Raw genomic sequence first — 26,239 nt, forward strand, 5'->3', positions numbered from 1 at the left:
CTCAGTCCAACCAGACATATCCCGCGAGTCGCCCCGTGGTGCGATCGCGGCGGTACGAGTAGTGGTCACCGGATTCCCGGGTGCAGACCGTACTGGCCTGCCGGTCCGTGACGCCGAGCCGGTCGAGCTGGGCGAGGACTCCGGCCGCGACGTCGACGGCCGGGGTGCCCCAGCTGGTCTCGGCCCAGGCGGCCGGCTCGGTCGCGGCGACCTCGGCCCGCATGGCCTCGGGCACCTCGTAGCAACGCCCGCAGACGGCGGGGCCGGTGCGGGCGACGATACGGGCGGGGTCGGCGCCGAGATCGATCATGGCCGCGACCGCGGCGGGAACGATGCCGGCCACCATCCCGGGCCGCCCGGCGTGGGCGGCGGCCGCGACCCGGGCGACCGGATCGGCGAGGAGGACGGGGACGCAGTCCGCGGTGAGGACGGCGAGGGCGAGTCCGGGTCGGGCGGTGACGAGGGCGTCCACCGACGGAATCCCGTCGGTGCCCCACGGCCCCTCGACCTCGGCGACGTCGGCGCCGTGCACCTGGTTCATCCAGACCACCGACGCGGGGTCGAGCCCGAGGGCGCCGGCCGCGAGCGCCCGGTTGGCCAGCACCGCCTCGGAGGTGTCCCCCACCGCGCCGCCGAGGTTGAGCTCCTCGTACGGAACGGCGCTCACTCCGCCCCACCGGTCGGTGAAGGCGAAGTGCGCGCCGTTCGCGTCGAAGCGCTGTCCTATCACTTCAGGAAGTCCGGGACGTCCAGCTCTTCGGCCTGGCTGTCCGCGTACGGACGGGCCGGCGGGACGACCGGAGGTGCCGGCGACAGCGGGGTCTCGTTGACCGCCGGCGCCGGCTCGGCCGGAGGCTGGGCCTGCTCCTCGCGCGGGGCGACCGTGCCGAGGCCGCCCAGCGGGCGGGAGGTCTCGACGTGGCGGGGGGCCGGGGCCGGCTCCTCGCGCTTGGCCGAGACCGAGCCGATGATGTTGTCCCGGCGGGCCGGCGGCTGGCCGCCGTCGAAGCCGGCCGCGATGACGGTGACCCGGACCTCGTCGCCGAGGGCGTCGTCGATGACGGCACCGAAGATGATGTTGGCCTCGGGGTGGGCGGCCTCGCTGACCAGCTGCGCGGCCTCGTTGATCTCGAAGAGACCGAGGTCGCTGCCGCCGGAGATGGAGAGCAGCACGCCACGGGCGCCGTCGATGGAGGCCTCGAGGAGCGGCGAGGAGATCGCCATCTCCGCCGCCGCCACCGCGCGGTCGTCGCCGCGGGCGGAGCCGATGCCCATCAGGGCCGAACCGGCCTCGGACATGACCGACTTGACGTCGGCGAAGTCGAGGTTGATCAGACCCGGGGTGGTGATGAGGTCGGTGATGCCCTGCACACCGCTCAGCAGCACCTGGTCGGCCGACTTGAAGGCGTCGAGCACGGAGACCTGGCGGTCCGAGATCGACAGGAGCCGGTCGTTGGGGATGACGATGAGGGTGTCGACCTCTTCGCGGAGCTCGGCGATGCCGTCCTCCGCCTGGTTGGCGCGACGGCGGCCCTCGAAGGTGAACGGCCGGGTGACCACACCGATCGTGAGGGCGCCGAGCGAACGCGCGATGTTGGCGACGACGGGTGCGCCGCCGGTGCCGGTGCCGCCGCCTTCTCCGGCGGTGACGAAGACCATGTCGGCCCCCTTGAGGACCTCCTCGATCTCCTCACGGTGGTCCTCTGCCGCCTTGCGACCGACGGCCGGGTTCGCCCCGGCGCCGAGGCCGCGGGTGAGTTCACGGCCGACGTCGAGCTTGACGTCGGCGTCGCTCATCAACAGCGCTTGCGCGTCGGTGTTGATGGCGATGAACTCGACGCCCTTGAGACCGACCTCGATCATTCGGTTGATGGCATTGACACCACCGCCGCCGACACCGATGACCTTGATGACTGCGAGGTAGTTCTGCGGTGCTGCCACGTCGAAGGCCTCTCGCCTCGAGTTACGTGTCGTCGCTGCGCGGTTGTTCGCGCGGCTCCGACGGATGCCGATTGGGACGGTCCGAAACGCCGACCCAAACCCTAACGTTGAAGTTTAGGGTTACCAGTGTCTCTGTTCGCTGGACTCTTCCGAACAGGACACTAAGTCGACAAGTGGCGCACGTTCAACGAACACGCCGAACCTCCCGTTTTTCTTTTCACCCTATGTGATCACCCGTAGCGCTGGCCAACCAGGGGGCTGGCCAGGGGTGATTCCCGTCAACTCCCGGACGAGGCGGGCGCCGTGGGGGCACTTACATCGAAGTGCCCCGCTTTGGGAGTGGCTTTCAGGAGCGCGGTGAGGACGCGGGCCTTGACGGGACCGTGTTCGCCGCTGCCCCAGAAGACGGTCCGCCCCCTGGTCAGCTCCAGAGTGACGGAGTCGTACGAGGTGACGCGTACGACACGAGTGCTCCGGGCGATTTCCGCCGGGAGTTCACCCCGGACGCGCACCGCCTCCAGGAGCAGGCGGTCCGCGTCGAAGCGGCGCAGGCTCGGCGAGGAGGCGCTGTCGAGGACGAGCCGGGGTACGCCGCGGGGAGCGGTGTCCACGGTGGCGAACCGCATTCCGGTTCCGTCCACTTCGGTGAACTTTCCGCCCTTTTCCATCAGGAGAACAGGCTTCCGTTCCGTCACTTTCAGCCCGATTCCGTGCGGCCAGGACCGTACGACCTCCACCGACTCGATCCGCGGGAATCCCTCCCGCAGCCGCGCCGCGATGGCATCGGTGTCGACCGTGACGAGCGGGGCGCCCATCGGGACGGCGGCGACGGCCTCGACCTCACGCGGGGTCAGGACCGAGGTGCCGGAAGTCTTCACACGTTCTACACGGAACCAGTTCGAGCCGTAGAACGCCCAGATCCCGCCGGACACGAGCAGGAGAACGGCGAGGACGGCGAGGAGCACACGGGTGCCGGGCACCCGGAACCTGCGATTCCGGGTGCCCGCGCGGGACGGACCGTCCGGCGAGCCCTTCGACGACCTCTTCGATTCGCTCGCGCCGCTCTTCTCCGCGGTCGTCGGTCCGGCTGCCACGTGGCGTCTCCTGCCCTCAGCCGCCGCGCTACGCCTGTCGGCGCGCGGCGATCGCCTCGTACACCATGCCGACGAGCAGATCGTCGGCGTCCCGGCGGCCGAACTCGGCCGCCGCGCGGGACATCTCGTACAACCGGTGCGGATCGGCCAGTACGGGCAGGACGTTGCCCTGCACCCACTGCGGCGACAGCTCCGCGTCGTCGACGAGGAGGCCACCGCCCGCCTTGACCACCGGCTGGGCGTTGAGCCGCTGTTCGCCGTTGCCGATCGGCAGCGGCACGTACGCGGCGGGCAGCCCGACGGCGGAGAGCTCGGCGACGGTCATCGCGCCCGCGCGGCAGAGCATCATGTCCGCGGCGGCGTACGCGAGATCCATCCGGTCCACGTACGGTACCGGCACGTAGGGCGGCATTCCGGGCATGTTGTCGACGCGCGGCATTTCGTTCTTCGGGCCGACCGCGTGCAGGATCTGGATGCCGGAGCGCTGGAGCACCGGGGCGATCTGCTGGACCACCTCGTTGAGCCGCCGGGCGCCCTGGGAGCCGCCGGAGACGAGGAGCGTCGGCAGGTTCGGGTCGAGCCCGAACGCGGCGCGCGCCTCGGGGCGCACCCGCGCCCGGTCGAGGGTCGCGATGGTGTGCCGCAGCGGAATGCCGATGTAGCGGGCGTTGCGGAGCTTGCTGTCCGGAGTCGCGACGGCGACCCCGGCCGCGTACCGCGAACCGATCTTGTTGGCCAGGCCGGGCCGGGCGTTGGCCTCGTGGACCACGATCGGCACTCCGAGGCGCTTGGCCGCCAGATAGCCGGGCAGCGCCACATAACCGCCGAAGCCCACCACGCAGTCCGCCTTGGTGCGCTCCAGGATCTGCTCGGCCGCCTTGATGGTGCCGCGCAGCCGCCCGGGAACGGTGATCAGCTCGGGGGTGGGCTTGCGGGGCAGCGGTACGGCGGGGATGAGGGCCAACTCGTAGCCCCGCTCGGGCACGAGCCGGGTCTCCAGACCCTTCTCCGTGCCGAGCGCCGTGATTCCCACGCTGGGGTCCTGCCTGCGCAGGGCGTCCGCGAGGGCCAGCGCGGGCTCGATGTGGCCGGCGGTCCCCCCGCCGGCGAGTACGACATGCACCGAAATTCACCGCTCTCCGGACGGGCGCTTCTTGACGCGCCGTCGCATCGACTTCCATCTCACACCGGCCCGCTTGCCCCATCCGGGGCGACGCATGGCCAGGGCCGCTTTCGCGGCGGGTTCCTGTCGCGCGAAGGCGATGAGGAGCCCGACGGCGAACATGGTCGGCAGCAGGGCCGACCCACCGTAGGAGAACAACGGGAGCGGGACACCGGCGATCGGCAGCAGACCGAGCACCGCACCGATGTTGATCACGGCCTGAGCCGTGATCCAGGTGGTCACACCTCCCGCGGCGAACCTCACGAAGGGGTCCTCCGTGCCTCCGGCCACGCGGATACCCGCATAGCCTAGAGCCGCGAACAGGGCGAGTACCGACAGCGTCCCCGCGAGACCCAGTTCCTCACCGGTGACCGCGAAGATGAAGTCGGTGTGCGCCTCGGGCAGTTGGCCCCATTTCTCGACGCTCGCACCGAGTCCGGAACCGAACCATCCACCCGACGCCAGAGCATAGATTCCGTGCGCGGCCTGCAGACAGGGGGCTCCCTCGCCGCCCGGGTCCGAGGCTCCGATGCACTGGAACCGGTCCATGCGGTGCGGGCTCGTCCTGATGAGCAGCACACCGAGGGCGCCGGCCACCGCGAGCACCCCGACGAAGAGCCGGGTGGGCGCTCCGGCGGTCCACAGCAGGCCGAAGAGGATCGCCGTGAGGATGATCGCGGTGCCCATGTCGCCGCCGAGCATGATCAGTCCGAGCAGCATGAAGGCGCCCGGGACCAGCGGCACCAGCATGTGCTTCCACTGGGTGAGCAGCCGCATGTCGTTCTTGCGGGCGAGCAGGTCCGCGCCCCAGAGGATCAGCGCCAGCTTGCCGAACTCGCTGGGCTGGAGCATGAACGGGCCGCCCAGCGAGATCCAGTTCTGGTTGCCGCCGACGGAGTGCCCTATCCCCGGGATCTGCACGAGCACCATCAGGAAGACCGCGCCGACCAGGATGGGGTAGGCGAGGGCCCGGTGCAGCTTCACGGGCATCCGTGAGGCGACCAGAAGCAGTCCGGTGCCCAGGAGCGCGGCGAAGAACTGCTTCCGGAAGAAGTAGGACGGCACCAGCTCGTAGCGGAGTGCCGTGATCATGGAGGCGGAGTAGACCATCACGAGGCCCAGCGCGGTGATGAGCATGCCCGCGCCGATGATCACGTAATACGCCGTGAGCGGCCGGTCCCAGGCCTTCCGCGCCCGCTCGTGGAGCCCTCGCAGACCGCCGCCGCGGGGTCGCCGCGGGGACGCGGGGGCCCGCCCTCCGCCCCGTACGGCGGAGGGCCCGCGTGTCCCTGCGATCTTGCTCGGCATGGTCGCTGCCCCCTCCGGTCGTGCCCGGTCCTGCCGGACCCTCCCACGGGTCGGGTCAGGCGTCCCCGGTGGCGGCGAGGGCGCGGACCGCGTCCGCGAAGGCCTCGCCGCGCTTGTTGTAGTTGGTGAACATGTCCATCGAGGCACAGGCCGGGGCGAGGAGCACCGTGTCCCCCGCGTGGGCGAGCCGGGTCGCCTCGCGGACCGCCTCGGACATCGCCCCAGTGTCGGTCCGGTCGAGGTCCACCACCGGTACCTCCGGGGCGTGTCGCGCCAGGGCTTCGCGGATCAGGGCCCGGTCCGCGCCGATCAGGACGGCACCGCGCAAGCGCTTCGCCGACTTCTGGACCAGCTCGTCGAAGGCCGCGCCCTTGGCGAGGCCGCCGGCGATCCAGACGATCGGGTCGTATGCCGCCAACGAGGCTTCCGCGGCGTGGGTGTTGGTGGCCTTGGAGTCGTCGACGTACGCGATCCCCTGGACCTCCTCGACCAGTTCGATGCGGTGCGGGTCGGGCCGGAAGGCCTTCAGGCCGTCGCGTACGGCCTTGGCGTCGACGCCGAAGGCGCGGGCCAGGGCGGCCGCCGCCAGGGCGTTGGCGATGTTGTGCGGGGCCGGCGGCTGGACGTCGGAGACCTCGGCGAGCTCCTGGGCGTTCTTCTGCCGGTTCCCGACGAAGGCCCGGTCGACGAGGATGTCCTCGACGACACCGAGTTCGGACGGGCCGGGGGTGCCGAGGGTGAAGCCGATCGCGCGGCAGCCCTCCTCGACGTCGGCCTCGCGGACCAGGTCCTCGGTCGCCCTGTCGGCGACGTTGTAGACGCAGGCGACCTGGTTGCCCTCGTAGATCCGGCCCTTGTCGGCGGCGTACGCCTCCATGGAGCCGTGCCAGTCGAGGTGGTCGGGCGCCAGGTTGAGCACGGCGCCCGAGTGGACGCGGACGGACGGCGCCCAGTGGAGCTGGTAGCTGGAGAGCTCGACGGCGAGCACGTCGTACGGCTCCTCGCCGAGGACGGCGTCGAGGAGCGAGACCCCGATGTTGCCGACGGCGGCGGTCCGCAGGCCGGCCGCCTCCAGGATCGAGGCGAGCATCCGGACGGTCGTGGTCTTGCCGTTGGTGCCGGTGACGGCCAGCCAGGGGGCCGCTCCGGGCCCCCGGAGCCGCCAGGCGAGTTCGACGTCGCCCCAGATCTCCACGCCCGCCTCGGCGGCGGCCGTGAAGAGCGGCTTGTCGGGCCGCCAGCCGGGGGTGGTGACGATCAGCTCGGTGCCGGACGGCAGGGTGGCCCCGTCGCCGAGGCGGACGGTGATGCCGTCCGCCTCCAGCTCGGCGGCCTGCGCCCGGGAGCGCTCGTCGTCGCCGTCGTTGACGACGGTCACGAGCGCGCCGAGACCGTGCAGGACGCGGGCTGCCGGGATGCCGGACACCCCCAGTCCCGCGACGGTGACCCTCTTGCCGTTCCAGTCGAGCTGTTCCGTCACTTGTCCGCTGCCCATCCCGCGTAGAAGAGACCCAGGCCCACGATCACGCACATGCCCTGGATGATCCAGAACCGGACGACGACCAGGACCTCGGACCATCCCTTGAGTTCGAAGTGGTGCTGGAGTGGCGCCATCCGGAAGACGCGCTTGCCGGTCATCTTGAACGAGCCGACCTGGATGACCACGGACATCGTGATCAGTACGAACAGGCCGCCGAGCAGGGCGAGCAGCAGCTCCGTACGGGAGCAGATGGCGAGACCGGCGAGGGCGCCGCCGAGGGCGAGCGAGCCGGTGTCGCCCATGAAGATCTTGGCGGGTGAGGTGTTCCACCACAGGAAGCCGAAGCAGGAGCCCATGAGCGCGGAGGCGACGACGGCGAGGTCGAGCGGGTCGCGCACCTCGAAGCAGGCGTTGGGGTTGGTCAGGGTCATGGCGTTCGCACAGGACTCCTGGAACTGCCAGAGCCCGATGAAGGTGTACGCGCCGAAGACCATCACCGAGGCGCCGGTGGCGAGGCCGTCCAGACCGTCCGTCAGGTTCACGCCGTTGGACATGGCCAGGATCATGAAGAGCGCCCAGACCACGAACAGCACCGGTCCGATGGCCCAGCCGAAGTCCGTGATGAAGGAGAGCTTCGTGGAGGCCGGGGTGAGTCCGCGCAGATCCGCGAACTGCAGCGAGAGCACGGCGAAGGCGATGCCGACGATGAGCTGGCCGGCCATCTTCGCCTTGGCCCGCAGGCCCAGCGAACGCTGCTTGACGATCTTGATGTAGTCGTCGAGGAAGCCGACGAGGCCCATGCCGGCCATCAGGAACAGCACCAGGGCGCCCGAGTACGTCGGGTCCTCACCGGTGATGACCTTCGCCAGGGCGTACGCGATGAGCGTGGCCAGGATGAAGGAGATGCCGCCCATGGTGGGCGTGCCCTTCTTCCCGGCGTGGCCGCGCGGGCCGTCGTCGCGGATGAACTGCCCGTACCCCTTGCGGGCGAGGAGCTTGATCAGCAGCGGGGTGCCGATCAGGGTCAGGAAGAGCCCGATGGCCCCCGCGAAGAGGATCTGCCTCATCGGACGGCGACCTCGCCCTCGGTGTCGAGGAGCGCCAGGGCGACCTTCTCGAGGCCGACCGACCTGGACGCCTTCACAAGGACGACATCCCCCGGGCGCAGCTCACTGCGCAACAGATCGACAGCCGCCTGCGCGTCGGACACGTGCACCGACTCCTCACCCCACGAACCCTCGTTATATGCGCCCAGTTGCAGCCAGGACGCTTCCCTGTCCCCGACCGCCACGAGCTTGCTGACGTTGAGCCGGACGGCGAGCCGTCCGACCGCGTCGTGCTCGACGAGCGATGCGTCACCGAGCTCGGCCATCTTGCCGAGCACCGCCCACGTACGAGCCCCTCGGGCCTGTGCGGCCCTGCCCATGGCCGCGAGCGCGCGCAGGGCGGCTCGCATGGACTCGGGGTTCGCGTTGTAGGCGTCGTTGACGATCGTCACGCCGTCCGGACGCTCGGTGACCTCCATGCGCCAGCGCGACAGGGTGCCCGCCTCGGAGAGCGCGGTGGCGATCTCTTCGACAGGCATGCCCAGCTCGTGCGCGACGGCGGCCGCTGCGAGCGCGTTCGACACGTGGTGCTCACCGTACAGGCGCAAGGTCACGTCACTGCACCCGGTGGGTGTGTGAAGCCTGAAAGAAGGCTGTCCGGACTCTGTGAGGCGGACGTTCTCGGCCCGTACGGCCGCTTCGTCCGCTTCGCCGAAGAAGGTCACGCGGGCCTTGGTGCGGCTCGCCATCGCGCGGACCAGCGGATCGTCGATGTTGAGGACCGCGACACCGCCCTCCTCGGCCGACGGAAGCGCTTCGACGAGCTCGCCCTTGGCCTGGGCGATCTGCTCCCGGCCGCCGAACTCGCCGATGTGGGCGGTGCCCACGTTGAGGACGAGGCCGATACGGGGCGGGGTGAGGCCCGTCAGGTAGCGGATGTGCCCGATGCCGCGGGCGCCCATCTCCAGGACCAGGTGCCGGGTCTCGTCGCTCGCGCGGAGCGCCGTGAGCGGCAGGCCGATCTCGTTGTTGAGCGAGCCGGGCGTCCAGACGGTGGGCGCGTGCCGGTCGAGGACCTGGGCGATCAGGTCCTTGGTGGAGGTCTTGCCCGCGGAGCCGGTGAGGGCGACGACATCGGTGCCGAGCCGTTCGACGACGGCTCGGGCGAGGGCCCCGAGCGCCGCCTGGACGTCGTCGACGACGAGGGCGGGGACGCCGACGGGGCGGACGGCGAGGACGGCCGTCGCGCCCGCCGCGACGGCGCGTTCCGCGTAGTCGTGGCCGTCGACGTGCTCACCGGCGAAGGCCGCGAACAGGCTGCCGGCCCGCACCTCGCGGGAGTCGATGACGACGGGCCCGGTGATCCGGGCGGCCGGATCCGGTATGTCGTGCGCCTGCCCGCCGACGATTTCGGCGATCTCGGCGAGGGAGAGGGCGATCACTGCTTCATCCCTGACTGTTCTGGTGGCCGGCTGTTCCGCTCGGCGCGGAATCCCGGGTGTGCGAGCGGTCGGCGATGGCCTCGCGCAGGACCTGGCGGTCGTCGAAGGGGCGTACGACCCCGGCGATCTCCTGGCCCTGCTCGTGGCCCTTGCCCGCGACGAGGACGGTGTCGCCCGGCTGTGCGCGGGCGACGGCGGCGGCGACGGCCGCGGCACGGTCGGCGAGGAGGAGCACCTCGCCGCGTTCCTCCGCGGGCACCTCGGCGGCGCCCGCGAGCATGGCGGCGAGGATCTTGAGCGGGTCCTCGGAGCGGGGGTTGTCGGAGGTCAGGACGGCGGTGTCGGCGAGCCGGGCCGCGGCGGCGCCCATCGGGCCGCGCTTGGTGGTGTCCCGGTCGCCGCCGCAGCCGATGACCACGTGCAGCTTGCCCTCGGTGACCTCGCGCAGGGAGCGCAGGACCGATTCGACGGCGTCCGTCTTGTGCGCGTAGTCGACGACGGCGAGGTACGGCTGGCCCGCGTCGACCCGCTCCAGGCGCCCCGGTACGCCGGGGACGGCGGCGACGCCCTCGGCGGCGCTCTTCGGGTCGATGCCCGCGGTGGCGAGGGTGGCGATCGCGGCGAGGGTGTTGGCGACGTTGAACGGGCCGGGCAGCGGGGCCGTGGCGGAGATCCGTTCCCCCGCGGGGCCGACGGCGGTGAACGTCGAGTCGTGGGAGCCGAGGACGAGGTCCTCGGCGCGCCAGTCGGCGTCGGCGCGGCCCTCGGCGGAGAAGGTGACGACCGGTACGGTCGCCTCACCGGTGAGCCTGCGGCCGTAGGCGTCGTCGAGGTTGACCACACCGAGGCGGCTGCGTTCGGGCGTGAAGAGCCCGGCCTTCGCCCGGTAGTAGTCGTCCATGTCGGAGTGGAACTCCATGTGCTCCGGGCTGAGGTTGTTGAAGACGGCGACGTCGAAGACGCAGCCGTCGACCCGGCCGAGCACGAGGGCGTGGCTGGAGACCTCCATGGCGACCGCGTCGACGCCCCGCTCCCGCATGACGGCGAAGAGCGCCTGGAGGTCGGTGGCCTCCGGCGTGGTGCGCTCCGACTTGATGCGTTCGTCGCCGATCCGCATCTCGACGGTGCCGACGAGCCCGGTGTGGTGTCCGGAGCCGCGCAGGCCGCCCTCGACGAGGTAGGCGGTGGTGGTCTTGCCGGAGGTGCCGGTGATGCCGATCTGCAGGAGGTCGGCGCCGGGTCGTCCGTAGATCTCGGCGGCGAGTTCGCCCATCCGGCCGCGCGGGTTCTCCACGACCAGGACCGGCAGGCCGGTGGCGGCGGCGCGCTCGGCGCCCGTCGGGTCGGTGAGGATCGCGGCGGCTCCGAGTCCGGCGGCCTGGGCGACGAAGTCGGCGCCGTGGGCGCGGGCGCCGGGCAGGGCCGCGTACACGTCGCCGGGTCGCACGGCCCGGGAGTCGTGGGTGATGCCCGAGATCTCGGCGGTTCCGGGGGCGTCGACCCCGAGCTGCGCGGCCAGGTCGCCCAGGGGTGTCGGGCGGGCCTGCTCCGGCCGGGGCGGGGCGGTTCGGTACTGATCAGCGTGTGGCACGGCGGTGAGCGTACCGGGCGCACCCTGCGGGGGGCCAAAAGAGCCCGGGGCCTCGCCGGAGTTCGATTTCCGGTTCCCGGAATGGGGGGTGATCGTTGTCACTGGTGCTCCCGGAGTGTCACGGGGTGGGTTCGAAGATGACCGGCAGTCGGGCGGGTTCGCTGCCCGTGGGGGCGACGTGGAGGGTCTTGAGGGCGAACTCCATGACCTTCTTGTAGATGGGGCCACAGATCTGGCCGCCGAAGTAGCTGCCCTTGGTGGGGTTCTGGATGGCGCAGTAGACGGTGATCTGCGGGTCGTCGGCGGGTGCGAAGCCGGCGAAGGAGGCGGTGTAGCCCTTGTAGCGGCCGAGTTCGGGGTCGACCCGGTTGGCGGTGCCGGTCTTGCCGGCGACGCGGTAGCCGGGGATGGCGGCCTTGTTGCCGGTGCCCTCCCGGTCGTCGACGACGGACTCGAGCATCTGGGCGAGGGTCTTGGCGGTCTTCTCGCTGACGACCCGGGACTCCTCGGGCTTGGGCGCCGGGGTGAAGCGTCCGTCGGGTCCCTTGGTGCCGCGGACCAGGGTCGGCTCGACGCGTACTCCGCCGTTGGCGATGGTCGAGTACACGGACGCGGCCTGCATGGCGCTCACCGAGAGGCCCTGGCCGAAGGGGATCGTGTACTGCTGCGAGGTCGACCAGTCCTCCGGCTTGGCCAGGATGCCGGGGGTCTCGCCGGGGTAGTCCAGGCCGGTGGGGCTGCCCATGCCGAACTTGCGCAGGTAGGAGTGGAGCACCTTGTTCGAGTCGGCCTGCGTCGCGCCGAGCCGGCCGGTGGCGAGGATGGTGCCGATGTTGCTGGACTTGGCGAGGACGCCGTTGAGCGTCAGATACCAGGTCGGGTGGTCGATGTCGTCCTTGAAGAGCCGGTCGCCGCGGTGGAGCCGGTTGGGGACGGTGACATGGGTGTCGGGGGCCGCCTTGCCCTCCTCCAGGACCGCGGCCATGGACATGATCTTGCTGGTGGAGCCGGGCTCGTAGGCGTCCTGGAGGGCCGCGTTGCCCATGGAGGCGGCGTTGGCGGCGGAGAGGTCGTTGGGGTCGAAGCCGGGGGCGTTGGCCATGGCGAGGACCTCACCGGTCCTCGTGTTCTGCACGACGACGTAGCCGCGGTCGGCCTTGGACTTCGTCACCTGCTCGGTGATGGCCTGCTGGGCGGCCCACTGGATGTCCCGGTCGATGGTCAGCTCGATGTCGGAGCCGGGGACGGCGGGGCTGCCCTGGGAGCCCGCGGTGGGCACCTGACGGCCGCCGGACTGGGTGAAGCGGATCTTGCCGTCCTGCCCGGCGAGCTCCGGGTCGAGCATCGACTCCACGCCGCCGGCGCCCTTGCCCTCGGCGTTGACGTAACCCAGTATCCCGGCGGCGAGCTCGCCGTTCGGGTACACGCGCTTGGTGCTGGGCTCGCTGAGGACGCCGCCGAGGAGGTTGACGCCGGTGCCGCCGGCGGAGCGCTGCGCCTTCTGCCCGTAGGCGCGCCGCAGGTCCTTGATCTGGTTCCAGACCTGCGGGGTCTGCTTGCGGGCGAGCAGCGTGTACCGGGACTTGGGGGTACGGAGCTTCTTCACGAGCTCCGCGGGCTCCTTGCCGAGGAGGGGGGCGAGGAGGGCCGCGGCCTGCTCGGGCGCGTCCGGGATCTTGGCCACCTCGGGCGTGAAGAGCTGCGGGTCGGCGGTGATGTCGTACGCGTCGACGCTGGCGGCGAGCGCGATGCCGTTGCGGTCGGTGATCTCGCCCCGCTCGGCGGAGAGCGTGTACTCCTGGAAGCGGTACTTGTCGGCCTTGGCCGCGTACGCGCTGGCGTCGACGGCCTGCACCTGGAGCAGCCGCACCACGAAGGCCGTCATCACCAGGGTCAGACCGAGGGAGACCAGCCGCAGCCGGGGCCGGGGGCTGCCGAGCCGGATGGTGCGCGGCCGGCGGGCCGGCGGCCGGGGCGCGGGCCGCTTCGCGGCCGGGCGCGGGGCGGGGCGGGACGTGCGGGCCCCGGCGGAGGCGGGCCGGGGGCGCGCGGGCCGGGCGGGTCCGGGGACGCGGCGGCGCGGGGGCTCCTTGGGGGGCACTTGCGGGTCACCTGCCGGAGTTCGTCGGGGTGGGTGGCGGTGCGGGGGCGCGTGCGGGCGCGTTCTGCGCGGGGGTGGCGCCGGTGGTCGTCCCCGGCTTCGGGAAGCCGGCCGTGTCGGCGGTGGAGCCGGCGGGCGGCACGGGCTTCTCACCCGGCGCCGGCTTCCGGCTCGGGGTCGGGGTCGGCTTCGGGGCGACGGCCTCCGTGGGCTCGCCGAGCACCTTGCCGTCCGGGTGCAGGAAGGCCGGGCTGCCGCCCGGGACCATGCCGAGCTCGCGGGCCCGCCGCTCCAGGGCGTCGGGGGCCGCGTAGTCGTCGACGTCGCGCTGGAGCGCCTGCTCCTCGTCGGTCAGCTCGGTGGTCCTGTCCTTGAGCTCGTTGAGCTGGAAGGAGCCCTGGTTGAGGGCCGAGTTGAGCAGGAGCAGGCTGATCAGACCGCCGCCGAGCAGCACGACGACGAGCAGGACGAAGGGGGTGCGGGCGGCCGAACTCGGCCCCGACGGCATGAGCCGTCCGAGCCGCGCGGCCCGCCCTTTGAGCGGCCCCTTCGCCGTGCTCACAGGACGTCTTCCCGGATCCGCTCGGCGCCCCGGAGCCGGGCCGGGGCGGCGCGCCGGTTCTCGGCGACCTCCTCCTCGGTGGGCAGCTCGGCGCCACGGGTGAGCAGCTTCAGCCGCGGCTGGTACTTCTCGGGGACGACCGGCAGGCCGGGCGGGGCGGTGGTGGCCGCGCCGGCCGCGAAGACCTGCTTGACGATCCGGTCCTCCAGGGACTGGTACGAGAGGACGACGACCCGGCCGCCGACGCCGATGGCCTTCACGGCCGCCGGCACGGCCTTCTCGACGCTGTCGAGTTCGCGGTTGACCTCGATGCGCAGGGCCTGGAAGGTGCGCTTGGCCGGGTTGCCACCGGTGCGCTTGGCGGCCTGCGGCAGGGAGTCGCGGATGAGCTCGACGAGCCGGGCGCTGTTGCTGAACGGCTCCTTGTCGCGCTCGCGCACGATCGCCGAGACGATCCGCTTGGCCTGCTTCTCCTCGCCGTACGCGCGAAGGATGCGGACCAGCTCGCCGGGTGCGTAGGTGTTGAGGACCTCGGCCGCGCTGATGCCGGTCGTCTGGTCCATGCGCATGTCGAGCGGGGCGTCCTGCGCGTAGGCGAAGCCGCGGTCGGCCTCGTCGAGCTGCATGGAGGAGACGCCCAGGTCGAAGAGGACCCCGTCGACGGTGGGGAGGCCGAGCCTGTCGAGGACCTCGGGCAGCTCGTCGTACACGGCGTGGACGAGGGTGGCGCGGTCCCCGTACGGGGCGAGCCGCTCGCCGGAGAGCCGCAGGGCCTCCTTGTCCCGGTCGAGGGCGACGAGACGCACCTCGGGGAACTGCTGCAGGAGTGCCTCACTGTGGCCGCCGAGGCCCAGGGTGCAGTCGACGACGACCGCGCCGGGGCGCCGCAGGGCGGGGGCCAACATGTCCAGGCACCGCTGGAGCATGACCGGGACGTGTCGGTCGTTGCTCAATGCGCCCTCTCAGATCCGGCGCGGAGGTACGGGCGAGCGGGTAAGAAGGCCGAGCCGTAGGTACCGCCGCACACACGGGGGGAGAAACCGCGGAAGTCGCTCGTTGTCTCCGTGAACTTCGCGTCACTTTAGTCCACGGGACCCGCCGGTCAATCAACCGGCTGGCGCGTCGCACGGCGCCGGAGAGCCGGCGGGACATTCCGGACGCCTCACCCGTTCGGGGCCGGACCGTCCAGGCCTGTGGGTTAGCTCACAACAGGGCTCCTTGAGGTTCTTTGTCCCCTCTCACAGCAGGCCCGGAAGGCCCGTGACCATTAACGTCGGAACCATGTCGACCTCCGCGCAGCCCCCTGCCGACGCCATACGCACCGGCGGCACGGTCACCGACCGTCTCGTCGACGCGAACGCCCGTTACGCCGCCGAGTTCACCGACCCCGGAATGGACGCGCGTCCCGTGCTGCGCGTCGCCGTCGTCGCCTGCATGGACGCCCGTCTGGACCTGCACGCCGCGCTCGGCCTCGAGCTCGGCGACTGCCACACCATCCGCAACGCGGGCGGCGTCGTCACGGACGATGTGATCCGGTCGCTCACCATCAGCCAGCGCGCCCTGGGCACCCGCAGCGTGATGCTGGTGCACCACACCGGCTGTGGCCTGGAAGCGCTGACCGAGGACTTCCGGCACGAGCTGGAGGACGAGGTCGGCCAGCGCCCGGCCTGGGCGGTCGAGGCCTTCCGTGACGTCGACCAGGACGTACGGCAGTCGATGCAGCGGGTGCGGACCTCCCCGTTCCTGCCGCACTCCGACGACGTCCGCGGCTTCGTCTTCGACGTGACCACCGGCCTCCTGAGGGAGATCGACCCCCGGTCCGAGGCCGAGACCGACCCGGCTTAAACACCCAAAGCCCGGCATTTCCCTCGCACTTGTCCGCGGGCAAGTGACACAACCCGGCCATGCGAACAAGAATGCTGGGGTGCGACACCCTCCGACGTTTCCACGGGGGCAGGTGTCCGTGTTCCGGAAGGCCGAGGAGGGCCGGGTGACGACCTATGACGATCGAGCGAGCCTCACAGATCTGACCACCACTGTGGAGCGGGTGCGCAGATCGGTGGAGAGTGTGATCGAGGGCAAGCCCGAGGTCGTACGGCTTTCGCTGACCGTGCTGCTCGCCGAGGGACACCTCCTCATCGAGGATGTCCCCGGCGTCGGCAAGACCATGCTGGCCAAGACCCTGGCGCGGTCCATCGACTGCTCGGTGCGCCGCATCCAGTTCACCCCGGACCTGCTGCCCTCGGACGTCACGGGCGTGTCGATCTTCGACCAGCAGCGCCGGGACTTCGAGTTCAAGCCGGGCGCGATCTTCGCGCAGATCGTGATCGGCGACGAGATCAACCGCGCGTCGCCGAAGACCCAGTCCGCGCTCCTGGAGTCCATGGAGGAGCGCCAGGTCACCGTCGACGGCCAGACGTACGAGCTGCCCAGCCCGTTCATGGTGGTCGCCACGCAGAACCCGGTCGAGATGGAGGGCACCTACCCGCTGCCCGAGGCCCAGCGCGACCGTTTCATGGCCCGGGTCTCCATCGGCTACCCGAGCGCCGAGGCCGAGCTCCAGATGCTCGACGTGCACGGCGCGGCCTCCCCGCTGGACGACCTCCAGCCGGTCGCCCACGCGCACGACATCCTCAAGCTGATCGAGGCGGTCCGCGCGGTCCACGTCGCCGACGCCGTACGCCGCTACGCGGTCGACATCGTCTCCGCCACCCGCACCCACACCGACCTGCGGCTCGGCGCCTCCCCGCGGGCCACCCTGCACCTGCTGCGGGCCGCCAAGGCCTCCGCCGCGCTCAGCGGCCGCGAGTACGTGCTGCCCGACGACCTCCAGGCACTCGCCGCGCCCGTCCTCGCCCACCGGCTGCTCCCGACGGCGCAGGCCCAGCTGAACCGGCGCACCGCCGAGCAGGTCGTCCAGGACATCCTGCAGCGCACCCCCGTCCCGGCCGCGGCCCCGCCCGCCGGACCGCTCTACGGCCAGCAGCCCGGCGCCCGGCGGCTGTGATGACCACCGCTGCCGTGCCGGACGGACAGCGGGGCGACGAGGACGACCGGGGCGGTCTGCGGGCCGCCCTCGGCGGTCTCACCACCCGTGGCCGTTCCTTCCTGGCCGCCGGAGTGGCCGCCGCCGCCTGCGCGTACGTCCTCGGCCAGGCCGATCTGCTGCGCGTCGGGTTGCTGCTCGCCGCGCTGCCGCTGATCTGCGTCCTCGTGCTGCACCGCACCCGCTACCGGGTCGCGGCCTCCCGCCGGCTCACCCCACAGCGGGTGGAGGCGGGCTCCGAGGCCCGGGTCCAGCTGCGGATGGAGAACGTCTCCAAGCTCCCCACCGGGCTGCTGATGCTCCAGGACCACGTGCCGTACATGCTGGGGCCCCGCCCCCGCTTCGTCCTCGACCGTGTCGAGGCGGGCGGCCGGCGCGAGGTGTCCTACCGGGTCCGTTCCGACCTGCGCGGCCGCTTCCCGCTGGGCCCCCTCCAGCTGCGGCTCAACGACCCCTTCGGCATGTGCGAGCTGACCCGCTCCTTCAGCGCGTACGACACGCTCACCGTCGTCCCGCGGACCGAGGCGCTGCCGCCGGTCAAGCTCGCCGGCGAGGCCTCGGGGTTCGGCGACGGACGGCAGCGCTCGCTCGCCCTCGCCGGTGACGACGACATCATTCCGCGCGCCTACCGCCACGGTGACGACCTGCGCCGGGTGCACTGGCGCTCCACCGCCCGCTACGGCGAGCTGATGGTCCGCCGCGAGGAGCAGCCGCAGCGGGCCCGCTGCACCGTCCTCCTCGACACCCGCCGGATCGCCTACCAGGGCTCCGGCCCCGACTCGGCGTTCGAGTGGGCGGTCTCCGGGGCCGCCTCCGCCCTCGTCCACATGCTGGAGCGCGGCTACGCGGTCCGGCTCGTCACCGACACCGGCAGCTCGGTGCCCGGCGAGGGCACCGAGGGATTCGCCGGCTCGGCCCATGACTCGGCGGAGTCGGCCGGTCTGATGATGGACACCCTCGCGGTCGTCGACCACTCCGACGGCGGCGGGCTCTCCCGCGCCTCCGACGTCCTGCGCGGCGGCGACGAAGGACTGCTCGTCGCCTTCGTCGGCGATCTCGACGAGGAGCAGGCCGCCCTCACCGCCCGGATGCGGAACCGCACCGGCGCGGCCGTGGCCTTCGTCCTGGACTCCGGGACCTGGCTGACCGGCGGCGCGGTCGCCGGGGCCGTCGAGGACCGGGTACGGCAGCTGCGCGAGGCGGGCTGGACGGCGCTGGCCGTCCCGCCCGCGGCCAAGCTCGCCGAGCTGTGGCAGCAGGCGGCCGGAGTCCGCGCGGAGTCCGCCGCCGACACTTACGGAGGATGGTCATGAGCGGGCGCGCACGGCTGACCCTGGCCGCCTGGGGCGCCACCCTGATGGCATCCGGAGCGCTGCTTCCCCTGGTGAAGCCGGCCACCTGGATCTTCACGGCCGCCTTCGTCCTCGCCCTGGTCAGCGCGGCGGGCACGCTGGCCCGGCGGGCACCGCTGGCCCGGCCGCTGACCCTGCTCGCCCAGCTGGCCGTCGCGCTCCTCGCGCTGACCGTGATCTTCGCCCGCGAGCAGGCGATCCTCCTGTTCCTGCCGGGCCCGCAGGTCTTCACGCACGCCGCCGACCTGTTCGCGGCGGGAGCCGAGGACGTCGGCCGGTACGCGATCCCCGCCCCGGACACCGAGGGCATCCGGCTCATGCTGGTCGGCGGCGTGGTCGCCATCGGCCTCATGGTGGACACCCTCGCGGTCACCTTCCGCAAGGCGGCCCCGGCCGGCCTGCCGCTGCTCGCCCTGTACTCGGTGGCGGCCGGTCTCTCCGGTGGCGGCGCCGGCTGGCTCTGGTTCCTGCTCGCCGCCTCCGGGTACCTGCTGCTCCTCCTCGCCGAGGGCCGCGACCGGCTCTCGCAGTGGGGCCGGGTCTTCGGCGGTGCTCAGCGCTCCGCCCGGGCCGGCTCGTCGGTCGCGGCCGGCGGCGGTCCCACCTTCGCCCCGGCCCGCACCGGGCGTCGTATCGGCGCGGTGGCCATGGGCGTCGCCATGGTCGTCCCGTTCGCGCTGCCCGGCTTCACCGGCGGCCTCATCGGCAACGGCGACGGGGAGGGAACCGGCGGCGAGGGCCGGGGCGGCACGATCTCGGCCGTGAACCCGCTGGTCTCCCTCCAGGACAACCTCCGCCAGCCGGAGGACCGGGAGGTGCTGCGCTACCGGACCAACTCCCGCGACACCTCCGACCTGTATCTGCGGCTCGTCGCGCTCGACCAGTTCGACGGCACCTCGTGGAAGTCCTCGGTCCGCCCGATCGAGGCCGTGCCCAAGCAGCTGCCCTGGCCGGACGGGCTCTCCCAGAGCGTCCGGATCACCGAGGTGACCAGCAACTTCGTCGCCTCCGAGGGGTACGAGCAGAAGTGGCTGCCGATGCCGTACCCGGCGGGCCGCGTCGACATCGACGGCCGCTGGCGGTACGAGCCGGCCGGCCGGATGCTCGTCGGCGACGACAAGCAGACCACCAGGGGCGCCCGCTACACCGTCGCCAGCCTGGAGGTGCGGCCGACGCCCGCGCAACTGGCCGCGGCCGGGGACGCGCCGCGGAAGCTCCGTCAGGAGTACACCAAGGTCCCGGCCTCGCTGCCGGCCGATGTGAAGGCGACCGCGCTCCAGGTCACCAAGGGCGCGCGCAACGACTACGAGCGGGCGGTGAGGCTCCAGGAGTGGTTCGCCCGGGACGGCGGCTTCCGCTACGACGTGGAGGTCGAGTCCGGCACCGGCGTGCAGGCGATCTCCCGCTTCCTGAAGGACAAGGAGGGCTTCTGCGTCCACTTCTCCTTCTCGATGGCGGCGATGGCCCGCTCCCTCGGCATCCCGGCCCGGGTGGCCGTGGGCTTCACACCCGGCACGACGCAGACCGACGGCTCGATCTCGGTCGGCATCCGGGACGCGCACGCGTGGCCCGAGCTGTACTTCGAGGGTGTCGGCTGGACGCGGTTCGAGCCGACCCCCTCGCGGGGCTCCACCCCCTCGTACACCCAGGACAACACGCCCTCGGGTACGGCCACCGGCCCCGCCCAGCCCGAGCAGAGCGCCTCGGCGCAGCCGTCCGCCGCGCCCAGCGCCTCGGCGAGCTGCACGCCTCAGGAGCGGCGGCTCGGCGACTGCGGCCCGGAGGAGGCGGTGGCCGGCGCGGACGCGTCCGGCGGCGGCCCGGACCCCCTGACGGTGATCCTGATCGTCGTCGGAGTCCTGGCGGTCCTCTCCGTCCCCCTGCTCCCCCTCCTGTGGCGGACGCGGGTACGGGCCCGTCGGCTGGGTCCGGCCGGGGCCCGCGGCCCGGACGGGACGGCGGTGCGGACGCTCGCGGTCTGGCAGGAGATCGTCGACACGGCCTGGGACCACGGGGTCGAACCGGACGAGTCGCAGACCCCGCGGCGCACGGCTGCCCGGATCGTCCGCCTGGGCGAGCTGGGCGATGAGGCCGCGGACGCGGTGCACCGGGTGGCCCGGGCGGTGGAGGAGGCGCTCTACGCGCCGAACCCGCAGCCGGCTTCGGGTCTGGCGGAGGAGGCGGCCCGGATCCGGGCGGGCTTCCACACGGCGGCGGACCGCCGGACGCGCCTCCGCGCGCTGCTGGCGCCGCGGTCGGTGGCGCGGCTGCGGTGGTCGGTGGCGGGGCGCTGGTCGGAGACGACCACGAAGTGGTCGGTCCAGCGGCACGCGACGACGACCCGCGCTCTGACGGCTCTCCGCCGGACCCCCCGCGAATCCCCGTAACCCACCCGGCCCCTCGGGGCACGGCGACGCGCCCGCCGCCCCCGCCCGTGGGGGCAGTCGCCCCTCCCCCTGGTTCCGTCCGGGGGGGGGAGGAACGACTGCCCCCCACGAGGCGGGCGGAGGCACCGGGGGATGGGCTCCGCCAGGGGGCGACGCATGGCCAGGGCGGCGGTGGTGGTTCCGGACCGGCCGGGCGCGGGCCCGCCACGTGATCCGGGGCGAGCGACCACGACGGGCGCGGCGGGGGCATGGCGAAGGCCCGCGGGCCGGCTTGCGCTCGGGTTCCGCAGGGCTTCGTCTCAGGCGTTGCGCGGGGCCTCCGCTCAGGGGGCCGTCAGTGGCCGCCACCCTGCTGCTCGTCGCGGCGGCGCTGCCACCGCTCTTCCATCCGGTTCATCATGGAGCGTCGCTGCCGGGTCTGACGGCCACCGGCCGTCGTCCCACCCCTGGTGGCCTGCTGCTGCTCACCCGGCTTCGGCGCCTTGCGCCATCCGGTGACCGCCAGGACCGCGCAGCCCAGCATGACGAGGAATCCCACCACGCTGATCCAGATCTGCTGTGCGACCATTCCGGCCATGAGGAGCGCGATACCCACCAGGAAGCCGGCGACTGCCTGGTAGACCCGTCGCCGGGTGTACGTACGCAGTCCGCTTCCCTCGAGCGCTGTCGCGAACTTGGGATCTTCGGCGTACAGCGCTCGCTCCATCTGCTCGAGCATTCGCTGCTCGTGCTCCGAGAGCGGCACGGAGTCCTCCTAGTCGTCGGTCGCGGGGGCGACCGGTTTGCGGCCCTTTCAGGATAGGCAGGGAATCGCCCCCGTGAAACCCGCCCTCAATGCCGAATAGCCAATCCGGGCCGCCATGCGGATCGGTTGCTGAGGCGTTGATTCCCCAGGCCCTCCTCCGTCATGCCGGATGCTGTCCCCCGATCATACGGGGCAGAGCCCGTTATCGGGCGGGCTGTGGCGTACTCCATGGAGTGCCGCGCCCCGCACCGCCGAACGGGTGGCCGTCCAGCTCAGGCCCGCTTCTCGCCCAGTACGTGCAGCTGGGTGGCGATGGCGTGGAAGGAGGGCAGCTCGGCGGCGGCCGCCTCCAGCTTGAGCAGGGCCTCGGCCGCGCCGGGTTCGGTGTCGACGAGAACGCCCGGAACGAGGTCGGCGAAGACCCGGACACCGTGGACCGCTCCGACGTCCAGACCGGCCCCGTCGGCCAGTTCGGTGAGCTGCTCGGCGGTGAAGCGCCGGGGGACGGGGTCGCCCGCTCCCCAGCGGCCCGCCGGGTCGGAGAGCGCGTTCCGCGCCTCGGTGAAGTGTCCGGCGAGGGCGCGGGCCAGGACCGCGCCGCCGAGCCCGGCGGCGAGCAGGCTGAGGCTGCCGGCGGGCCGGAGCGCGGCGACCGCGTTCCGTACGCCCTCGGCGGGGTCGTCGACGTACTCCAGGACCCCGTGGCAGAGCACCGCGTCGTAGCTCTCGCGTCCGGCCACGTCGAAGAGGCCGCTGATGTCGCCCTGGACGCCGGTGACGAGGTCGGCGACCCCGGCCTCGGCGGCCCTGCGCTCCAGCGCGAAGAGCGCGTTGGGGCTGGGGTCGACGACGGTGACGCGGTGGCCGAGGCGGGCGACCGGCACCGCGAAGTTCCCGGAGCCGCCGCCGGTGTCGAGGACGTCGAGGCTGTCCTTCCCGGTGGCCTCGACCCGGCGGTCGAGGGCGTCCTTGAGGACGTCCCAGACGACGGCGGTACGCAGGGAGGCGCGCGACGGGCGCGAGGTCGCCTCTCGACCGAAGACAGGGGAAGGGTCCGGCACGGCTGTTGACTCCTCGGTGACGGGTACGGACGCCCCCACCCTATGGCCTGGGGGGTGCCTTGCCGATCACGCCGCGAACCCGGCCCCATCACGACGCCCCCGGCCCCCGCCGCGGTCAGCCGCCCGCCTCCTCCGCGCCCGGCTGCCGGGGCAGCACCGGCTGGAGGACGAGCAGCCGCTCGACCAGGCGCAGGAAGTACGCGGCGTCCCGCAGCAGGTCGTCGGCCTCGCGCCGGGTCGCCGCGCCGGCGATCCCCGCCTCGGCGCGTGCCCTGCGCTCGGCGCCGGAGGCGAAGAGGGCGCTCCACTCCGTCAGCTCGGGCGCCAGCTCGGCCAGGAGCTCCCAGGCGCTCCGTATCCGCTGTCTGCGGCGGGATCCGGGCTCGGGCCTGGCCCGGGCGGCCAGCACGGCGGCGGCGGCGCGCAGGGCGGCGAGGTGGGCCGCCGCGTACCGCTCGTGGGGGCGGTCGAGCGCGGCGGCCTCGGCGAGTCCGGCGCGCGCCTTGGCGAGGAGGTCGAGTGCGGCCGGCGGGGCGGCGGCGGCGCGCCGGACGGGGTGGATGTCGGAGGCGGGTCCCGCCTGCGCGGGGGTGGGGCGTCGGCGGGGCGCGGCTGCTGCGGAAGGGCTTGCCATGACGAGTCCTCCTGTCGTCGCGTGACGGCTTCGTGGCCGTATGTGTCCATCGTGCCCGCCCCCACTGACAATCCACCTGACCTGGGATTTTGCCTGAAAACCCCACTCGGGGGTAGCTTTTGCACTGACCAGTCAGTTCAAAAAGGGGAATCGGGGGGTGGATCCGTGGGAGCGGAAGCCGAGGAGCGACCGCACGGCGCCGCCGTCGTCGCGGACGGATTCGGGCTGAAAGGGCCGCGCGGCTGGGCATTCCGGGAGGTCTCGTTCCGGGCCGAGCCGGGCACGCTGGTGGCGATCGAGGGGCCCTCGGGCTCGGGCCGCACCTGCCTGCTGCTCGCGCTCACCGGCCGGATGAAGGTCAAAGAGGGCACCGCCGAGGTCGGCGGCCTGCCGCTGCCCAAGAGGATGGCCGCGGTCCGCCGGATCAGCGCCCTGGCGCACGTCCCCGGGGTCAGCGAGCTCGATCCCGCCTTCACGGTGGCCGAGCACCTGGGCGAGCGGGCCCTGCTCCAGCGCCGTTTCGACGGCTCCGTCCGGACGTTCCTGCGGCGCCCGTCCGAGCGGCGCGCGTCAGCCCGGGTCCGGATCGACGAGGCCGTGACGGCCGCGGGGCTCGACCTGTCCGCACTGCCGAAGGGCGAGCGGACCTCCGTACGGGATCTGGAACGGCTCGAAGCCCTCCGGCTCTCGATCGCCCTGGCCCTGATCGGCCGGCCCCGGCTGCTCGCCGTGGACGACACGGACCTGAAGCTCTCGGACGCCGACCGCGCCGAGGCCTGGGCGCTGCTGCGCTCGGTGGCCGACTCGGGGACGACCGTCCTGGCGGTCTGCAGCGAGGCCCCCGAGGACGCCCTGCGGATCACCACGCTCGACGCCGCCACGGCCGCCGTCTCCGCCGAGCCGACGGCGGACACCGCGCCCGGCACCGAGGCGCGCCCGGACGGCACCGCGGCCGGGACCGCCGACACCGACACCGCCGCTGGCACCGACACCGCCGACGCAGACGCAGACGCAGACGCCGACCGCAAGGCGCCCGGGGCCCAGGCACCCGGCAAGCACGGCAAGCACGGCGAGGCCGACAGCGCCGATGCCGCCGGCGAGGCCGACGGCGGCCTCGCCGGGCACTCCACCGAAGACACGACCGAGGAGGGGGCGGCCGATGCGCTCGCCGAAACTGGCCGCGCTTGAGCTGAAGCGCTTCGGCAGGGGAAAGCTGCCGCGCGCCGCGCTCGTCGCGATCCTGCTGCTGCCCCTGCTGTACGGCGCCCTGTACCTGTACTCGTTCTGGGATCCGTACAGCAGGCTCGACAAGATCCCCGTCGCGCTCGTCAACGAGGACCGGGGCGCCACCACCGACGGCAAGAAGATCAACGCCGGTGACGACATCACCAAGGGGCTGCTGGACAGCAAGACCTTCGCCTGGCACCGGGTGAGCGACGCCGAGGCGCGCAAGGGCGTCGAGGACGGCACGTACTACCTGTCCCTGACCATGCCGGGCGACTTCAGCTCGCGCATCGCCTCCAGCTCGGGCGACTCCCCCGAGACCGGCGCCCTGCGGGTGCGGACGAACGACGCCAACAACTACATCGTCGGGCAGATCTCCCGGACGGTGTTCTCCGAGGTCCGCACCGCGGCCTCCACCAAGTCCTCCCGCACCTTCCTCGACAAGATCTTCATCTCCTTCTCCGACATCCACGACGCCACCGCGAAGGCCGCCAAGGGCGCGGGCGACCTCAAGCAGGGCGTGGACAAGGCGAAGAAGGGCTCGAAGGACCTGGCGAACGGCCTCAAGGACGCCAAGGCCGGCAGCGGTGACCTGGCCGCGGGAATGAAGAAGCTCGACAAGGGCGCCAAGGACCTGCAGAGCGGCTCCCGCAAGGTCGCGGACGGCACGCAGCGGCTCGCCGACAAGGTGAACGGCAACGCCGACAAGGTCCGCCCCTATCTGGCGAACAACGGCCGGTCGATCCGCGACACCGCGCGACTCGTCTCGGACTCCGCCACCGCGGTCCGCCACAACCTCGACGACCTGGTGAAGCGCGCCCCGGTGATCCGCAGCGCGGCGCACGTGGCCGACGACAAGCTGGCCAAGGCCCTCCAGGAGGAGTGCGTGGCGAAGCCGGAGGCCGCCACCGAGTTCCCCGCCCTCTGCGCCGCGCTCAAGGACGCCTCGGTCACGGCCGGCGACGTCGCCACCATCGCGGACGACGTCCACGAGCTGACCAAGGGCGGCGACGGCGACCTCAAGACCCTCGACGCGCGGCTCGCGAAGCTCACACGGCAGGCCGACGAGCTGGCCCGCCGCGCCCCGCACCTCGACGAGGACGTCGAGGACGCCATCCGGAAGATCAACGAGCTCAACGCGGGCGCGAAGAAGGTCTCCGCCGGCGCGGAGAAGCTGCACACCGGCATCAGCGGCGCCAGGACCGGCTCCGTGAACCTCGACACCGGCGTCGGAAAGCTCAAGAAGGGCGCGGGCGACCTCGACGGCGGCCTGTTCAAGCTGGCCGACGGTTCGGGCACCCTGGCCTCCGGCCTCAAGGACGGGGTCGACCGGATCCCCGACTACGACGAGCAGGACCGCGACCGGCGTACGGAGGTCATGGCAGACCCCGTGCAGCTGGCCTCCCAGTCGCTGCACAAGGCACCGAACTACGGCACCGGTTTCGCCCCGTACTTCATCCCGCTCTCCCTCTGGGTCGGCGCGATGGTCGCGTACATGATCATCCAGCCGCTCAACCGGCGTGCGCTGGCCGCCGGCGGCTCCGCCTGGCGGATCGCCCTCGCGGGCTGGCTCCCGGTGGCGGCGATCGGCGTCCTCCAGGTCGCGGCCCTCATGTCGGTCCTGCACTGGGGCCTCGGACTCCAGATGGACCGCGCCGCGGGTACCGTCGGCTTCCTCGCCCTGGTCACCTGCTGCTTCTCCGCGATCATCCAGTGGCTCAACGCCCGCTTCGGCGCGGCCGGCCGGATCCTCGTCCTCGCGGTCCTGATGCTCCAGCTGACCTCGGCGGGCGGCACGTACCCCGTCCAGACCAGTCCGGGCTTCTTCAACGCCGTCCACCCCTTCCTGCCGATGAGCTACGTGGTCGAGGCACTGCGCCGGCTGATCTCCGGCGGCGGGATCGGGCCCGTCTGGCAGGCCTGCGCGGTGCTCGCCGCGTTCACCGTGGGCGCCCTGGCGCTGACCGCGGTGTCGGCCCGCAGGAAGCAGGTCTGGACGCTCGACCGGCTCCACCCCGAACTGACCCTGTGAGACGGGGCCTGTGAGACCCGCGACACCTGTG

General features: G+C 72.4%; 21 protein-coding genes. 6 read left to right on the top strand and 15 right to left on the bottom strand.

Going from position 1 to position 26,239, the window contains the following annotated elements; genetic code table 11:
• Position 1 precedes the first annotated feature (1 nt).
• The 12 genes from pgeF to rsmH form a co-directional block, all read right to left on the bottom strand.
• Positions 2–730, bottom strand: a complete 729-nt coding sequence (pgeF, locus tag OG392_RS10280; RefSeq protein WP_329277813.1) for a peptidoglycan editing factor PgeF — start codon at positions 728–730, stop codon at positions 2–4.
• A complete protein-coding gene (gene ftsZ / locus OG392_RS10285) occupies positions 727–1,941 on the bottom strand; it encodes a cell division protein FtsZ (RefSeq protein ID WP_329277815.1) in 1,215 nt (404 codons plus the stop codon). The genes pgeF and ftsZ overlap by 4 nt, the downstream gene beginning before the upstream one ends.
• Positions 1,942–2,219: 278 nt before the next feature.
• Complete coding sequence (locus tag OG392_RS10290) at positions 2,220–3,035, bottom strand: cell division protein FtsQ/DivIB (protein WP_329277817.1); 816 nt, start codon at positions 3,033–3,035, stop codon at positions 2,220–2,222.
• A 28-nt stretch (positions 3,036–3,063) separates the two neighbouring features.
• A complete protein-coding gene (murG, locus tag OG392_RS10295) occupies positions 3,064–4,158 on the bottom strand; it encodes an undecaprenyldiphospho-muramoylpentapeptide beta-N-acetylglucosaminyltransferase (RefSeq protein ID WP_266890857.1) in 1,095 nt (364 codons plus the stop codon).
• A gap of 6 nt (positions 4,159–4,164) precedes the next feature.
• The gene (gene ftsW / locus OG392_RS10300; protein WP_329277820.1) at positions 4,165–5,505 is read right to left on the bottom strand and encodes a putative lipid II flippase FtsW; all 1,341 of its coding nucleotides are present in this window, start codon (positions 5,503–5,505) and stop codon (positions 4,165–4,167) included.
• A 55-nt stretch (positions 5,506–5,560) separates the two neighbouring features.
• Entirely contained in the window at positions 5,561–7,000 is a 1,440-nt protein-coding gene (gene murD / locus OG392_RS10305; protein WP_329277822.1) for a UDP-N-acetylmuramoyl-L-alanine--D-glutamate ligase, read from the bottom strand.
• Positions 6,982–8,052, bottom strand: a complete 1,071-nt coding sequence (mraY, locus tag OG392_RS10310) for a phospho-N-acetylmuramoyl-pentapeptide-transferase (RefSeq protein WP_329277824.1) — start codon at positions 8,050–8,052, stop codon at positions 6,982–6,984. Before mraY ends, murD begins: the two co-directional genes overlap by 19 nt.
• Positions 8,049–9,473 carry a UDP-N-acetylmuramoyl-tripeptide--D-alanyl-D-alanine ligase gene (locus OG392_RS10315; protein WP_329277826.1) on the bottom strand — a complete coding sequence of 475 codons (1,425 nt, stop codon included), beginning with the start codon at positions 9,471–9,473 and terminating at the stop codon, positions 8,049–8,051. The genes mraY and OG392_RS10315 overlap by 4 nt, the downstream gene beginning before the upstream one ends.
• A 4-nt stretch (positions 9,474–9,477) precedes the next feature.
• Entirely contained in the window at positions 9,478–11,166 is a 1,689-nt protein-coding gene (locus OG392_RS10320) for a UDP-N-acetylmuramoyl-L-alanyl-D-glutamate--2,6-diaminopimelate ligase (protein WP_443054738.1), read from the bottom strand.
• Between the two features lie 16 nt (positions 11,167–11,182).
• Positions 11,183–13,165 carry a peptidoglycan D,D-transpeptidase FtsI family protein gene (locus tag OG392_RS10325; protein WP_329277830.1) on the bottom strand — a complete coding sequence of 661 codons (1,983 nt, stop codon included), beginning with the start codon at positions 13,163–13,165 and terminating at the stop codon, positions 11,183–11,185.
• 7 nt (positions 13,166–13,172) lie between these two features.
• Positions 13,173–13,727, bottom strand: coding sequence for an FtsB family cell division protein (locus tag OG392_RS10330; protein WP_443054739.1), 555 nt, complete (start codon positions 13,725–13,727; stop codon positions 13,173–13,175).
• A complete protein-coding gene (gene rsmH / locus OG392_RS10335) occupies positions 13,724–14,680 on the bottom strand; it encodes a 16S rRNA (cytosine(1402)-N(4))-methyltransferase RsmH (RefSeq protein WP_329277832.1) in 957 nt (318 codons plus the stop codon). The genes OG392_RS10330 and rsmH overlap by 4 nt, the downstream gene beginning before the upstream one ends.
• Before the next feature lie 328 nt (positions 14,681–15,008).
• On the opposite strand from rsmH, the gene OG392_RS10340 reads away from it, so the two are divergent.
• The 4 genes from OG392_RS10340 to OG392_RS10355 all read left to right on the top strand — a co-directional run bounded on the left by OG392_RS10340 (position 15,009) and on the right by OG392_RS10355 (position 20,512).
• Positions 15,009–15,572: a beta-class carbonic anhydrase gene (locus OG392_RS10340; protein ID WP_329277834.1), complete on the top strand. Its 564-nt coding sequence runs from the start codon at positions 15,009–15,011 to the stop codon at positions 15,570–15,572.
• A 145-nt stretch (positions 15,573–15,717) separates the two neighbouring features.
• The gene (locus OG392_RS10345) at positions 15,718–16,734 is read left to right on the top strand and encodes an AAA family ATPase (RefSeq protein WP_329277836.1); all 1,017 of its coding nucleotides are present in this window, start codon (positions 15,718–15,720) and stop codon (positions 16,732–16,734) included.
• Positions 16,734–18,086, top strand: a complete 1,353-nt coding sequence (locus tag OG392_RS10350; RefSeq protein WP_329277837.1) for a DUF58 domain-containing protein — start codon at positions 16,734–16,736, stop codon at positions 18,084–18,086. Before OG392_RS10345 ends, OG392_RS10350 begins: the two co-directional genes overlap by 1 nt.
• The gene (locus OG392_RS10355; protein ID WP_329277840.1) at positions 18,083–20,512 is read left to right on the top strand and encodes a transglutaminase TgpA family protein; all 2,430 of its coding nucleotides are present in this window, start codon (positions 18,083–18,085) and stop codon (positions 20,510–20,512) included. Before OG392_RS10350 ends, OG392_RS10355 begins: the two co-directional genes overlap by 4 nt.
• A 334-nt stretch (positions 20,513–20,846) precedes the next feature.
• On the opposite strand, the gene OG392_RS10360 is transcribed toward OG392_RS10355, so the two are convergent.
• From OG392_RS10360 to OG392_RS10370, 3 genes are all read right to left on the bottom strand, one after another.
• Positions 20,847–21,257 (bottom strand): DUF3040 domain-containing protein, encoded by a 411-nt coding sequence (locus OG392_RS10360; protein WP_030314489.1) that lies wholly within the window; start codon positions 21,255–21,257, stop codon positions 20,847–20,849.
• A 272-nt stretch (positions 21,258–21,529) separates the two neighbouring features.
• A complete protein-coding gene (locus OG392_RS10365) occupies positions 21,530–22,318 on the bottom strand; it encodes a class I SAM-dependent methyltransferase (RefSeq protein ID WP_329277843.1) in 789 nt (262 codons plus the stop codon).
• Positions 22,319–22,433: 115 nt separating this feature from the next.
• The gene (locus OG392_RS10370; RefSeq protein ID WP_329277845.1) at positions 22,434–22,952 is read right to left on the bottom strand and encodes an SAV_6107 family HEPN domain-containing protein; all 519 of its coding nucleotides are present in this window, start codon (positions 22,950–22,952) and stop codon (positions 22,434–22,436) included.
• A gap of 165 nt (positions 22,953–23,117) precedes the next feature.
• Here OG392_RS10370 and OG392_RS10375 point away from each other — a divergent pair, with 165 nt between their 5' ends.
• Together OG392_RS10375 and OG392_RS10380 are read left to right on the top strand one after the other, a co-directional pair.
• Complete coding sequence (locus tag OG392_RS10375) at positions 23,118–24,140, top strand: ATP-binding cassette domain-containing protein (protein ID WP_329277847.1); 1,023 nt, start codon at positions 23,118–23,120, stop codon at positions 24,138–24,140.
• Positions 24,112–26,208, top strand: coding sequence for a YhgE/Pip domain-containing protein (locus tag OG392_RS10380; RefSeq protein ID WP_329277848.1), 2,097 nt, complete (start codon positions 24,112–24,114; stop codon positions 26,206–26,208). The genes OG392_RS10375 and OG392_RS10380 overlap by 29 nt, the downstream gene beginning before the upstream one ends.
• Positions 26,209–26,239 lie beyond the last annotated feature (31 nt).

It is taken from the genome of Streptomyces sp. NBC_00691 (genome assembly GCF_036226665.1).
Classification (GTDB): Bacteria; Actinomycetota; Actinomycetes; order Streptomycetales; family Streptomycetaceae; genus Streptomyces.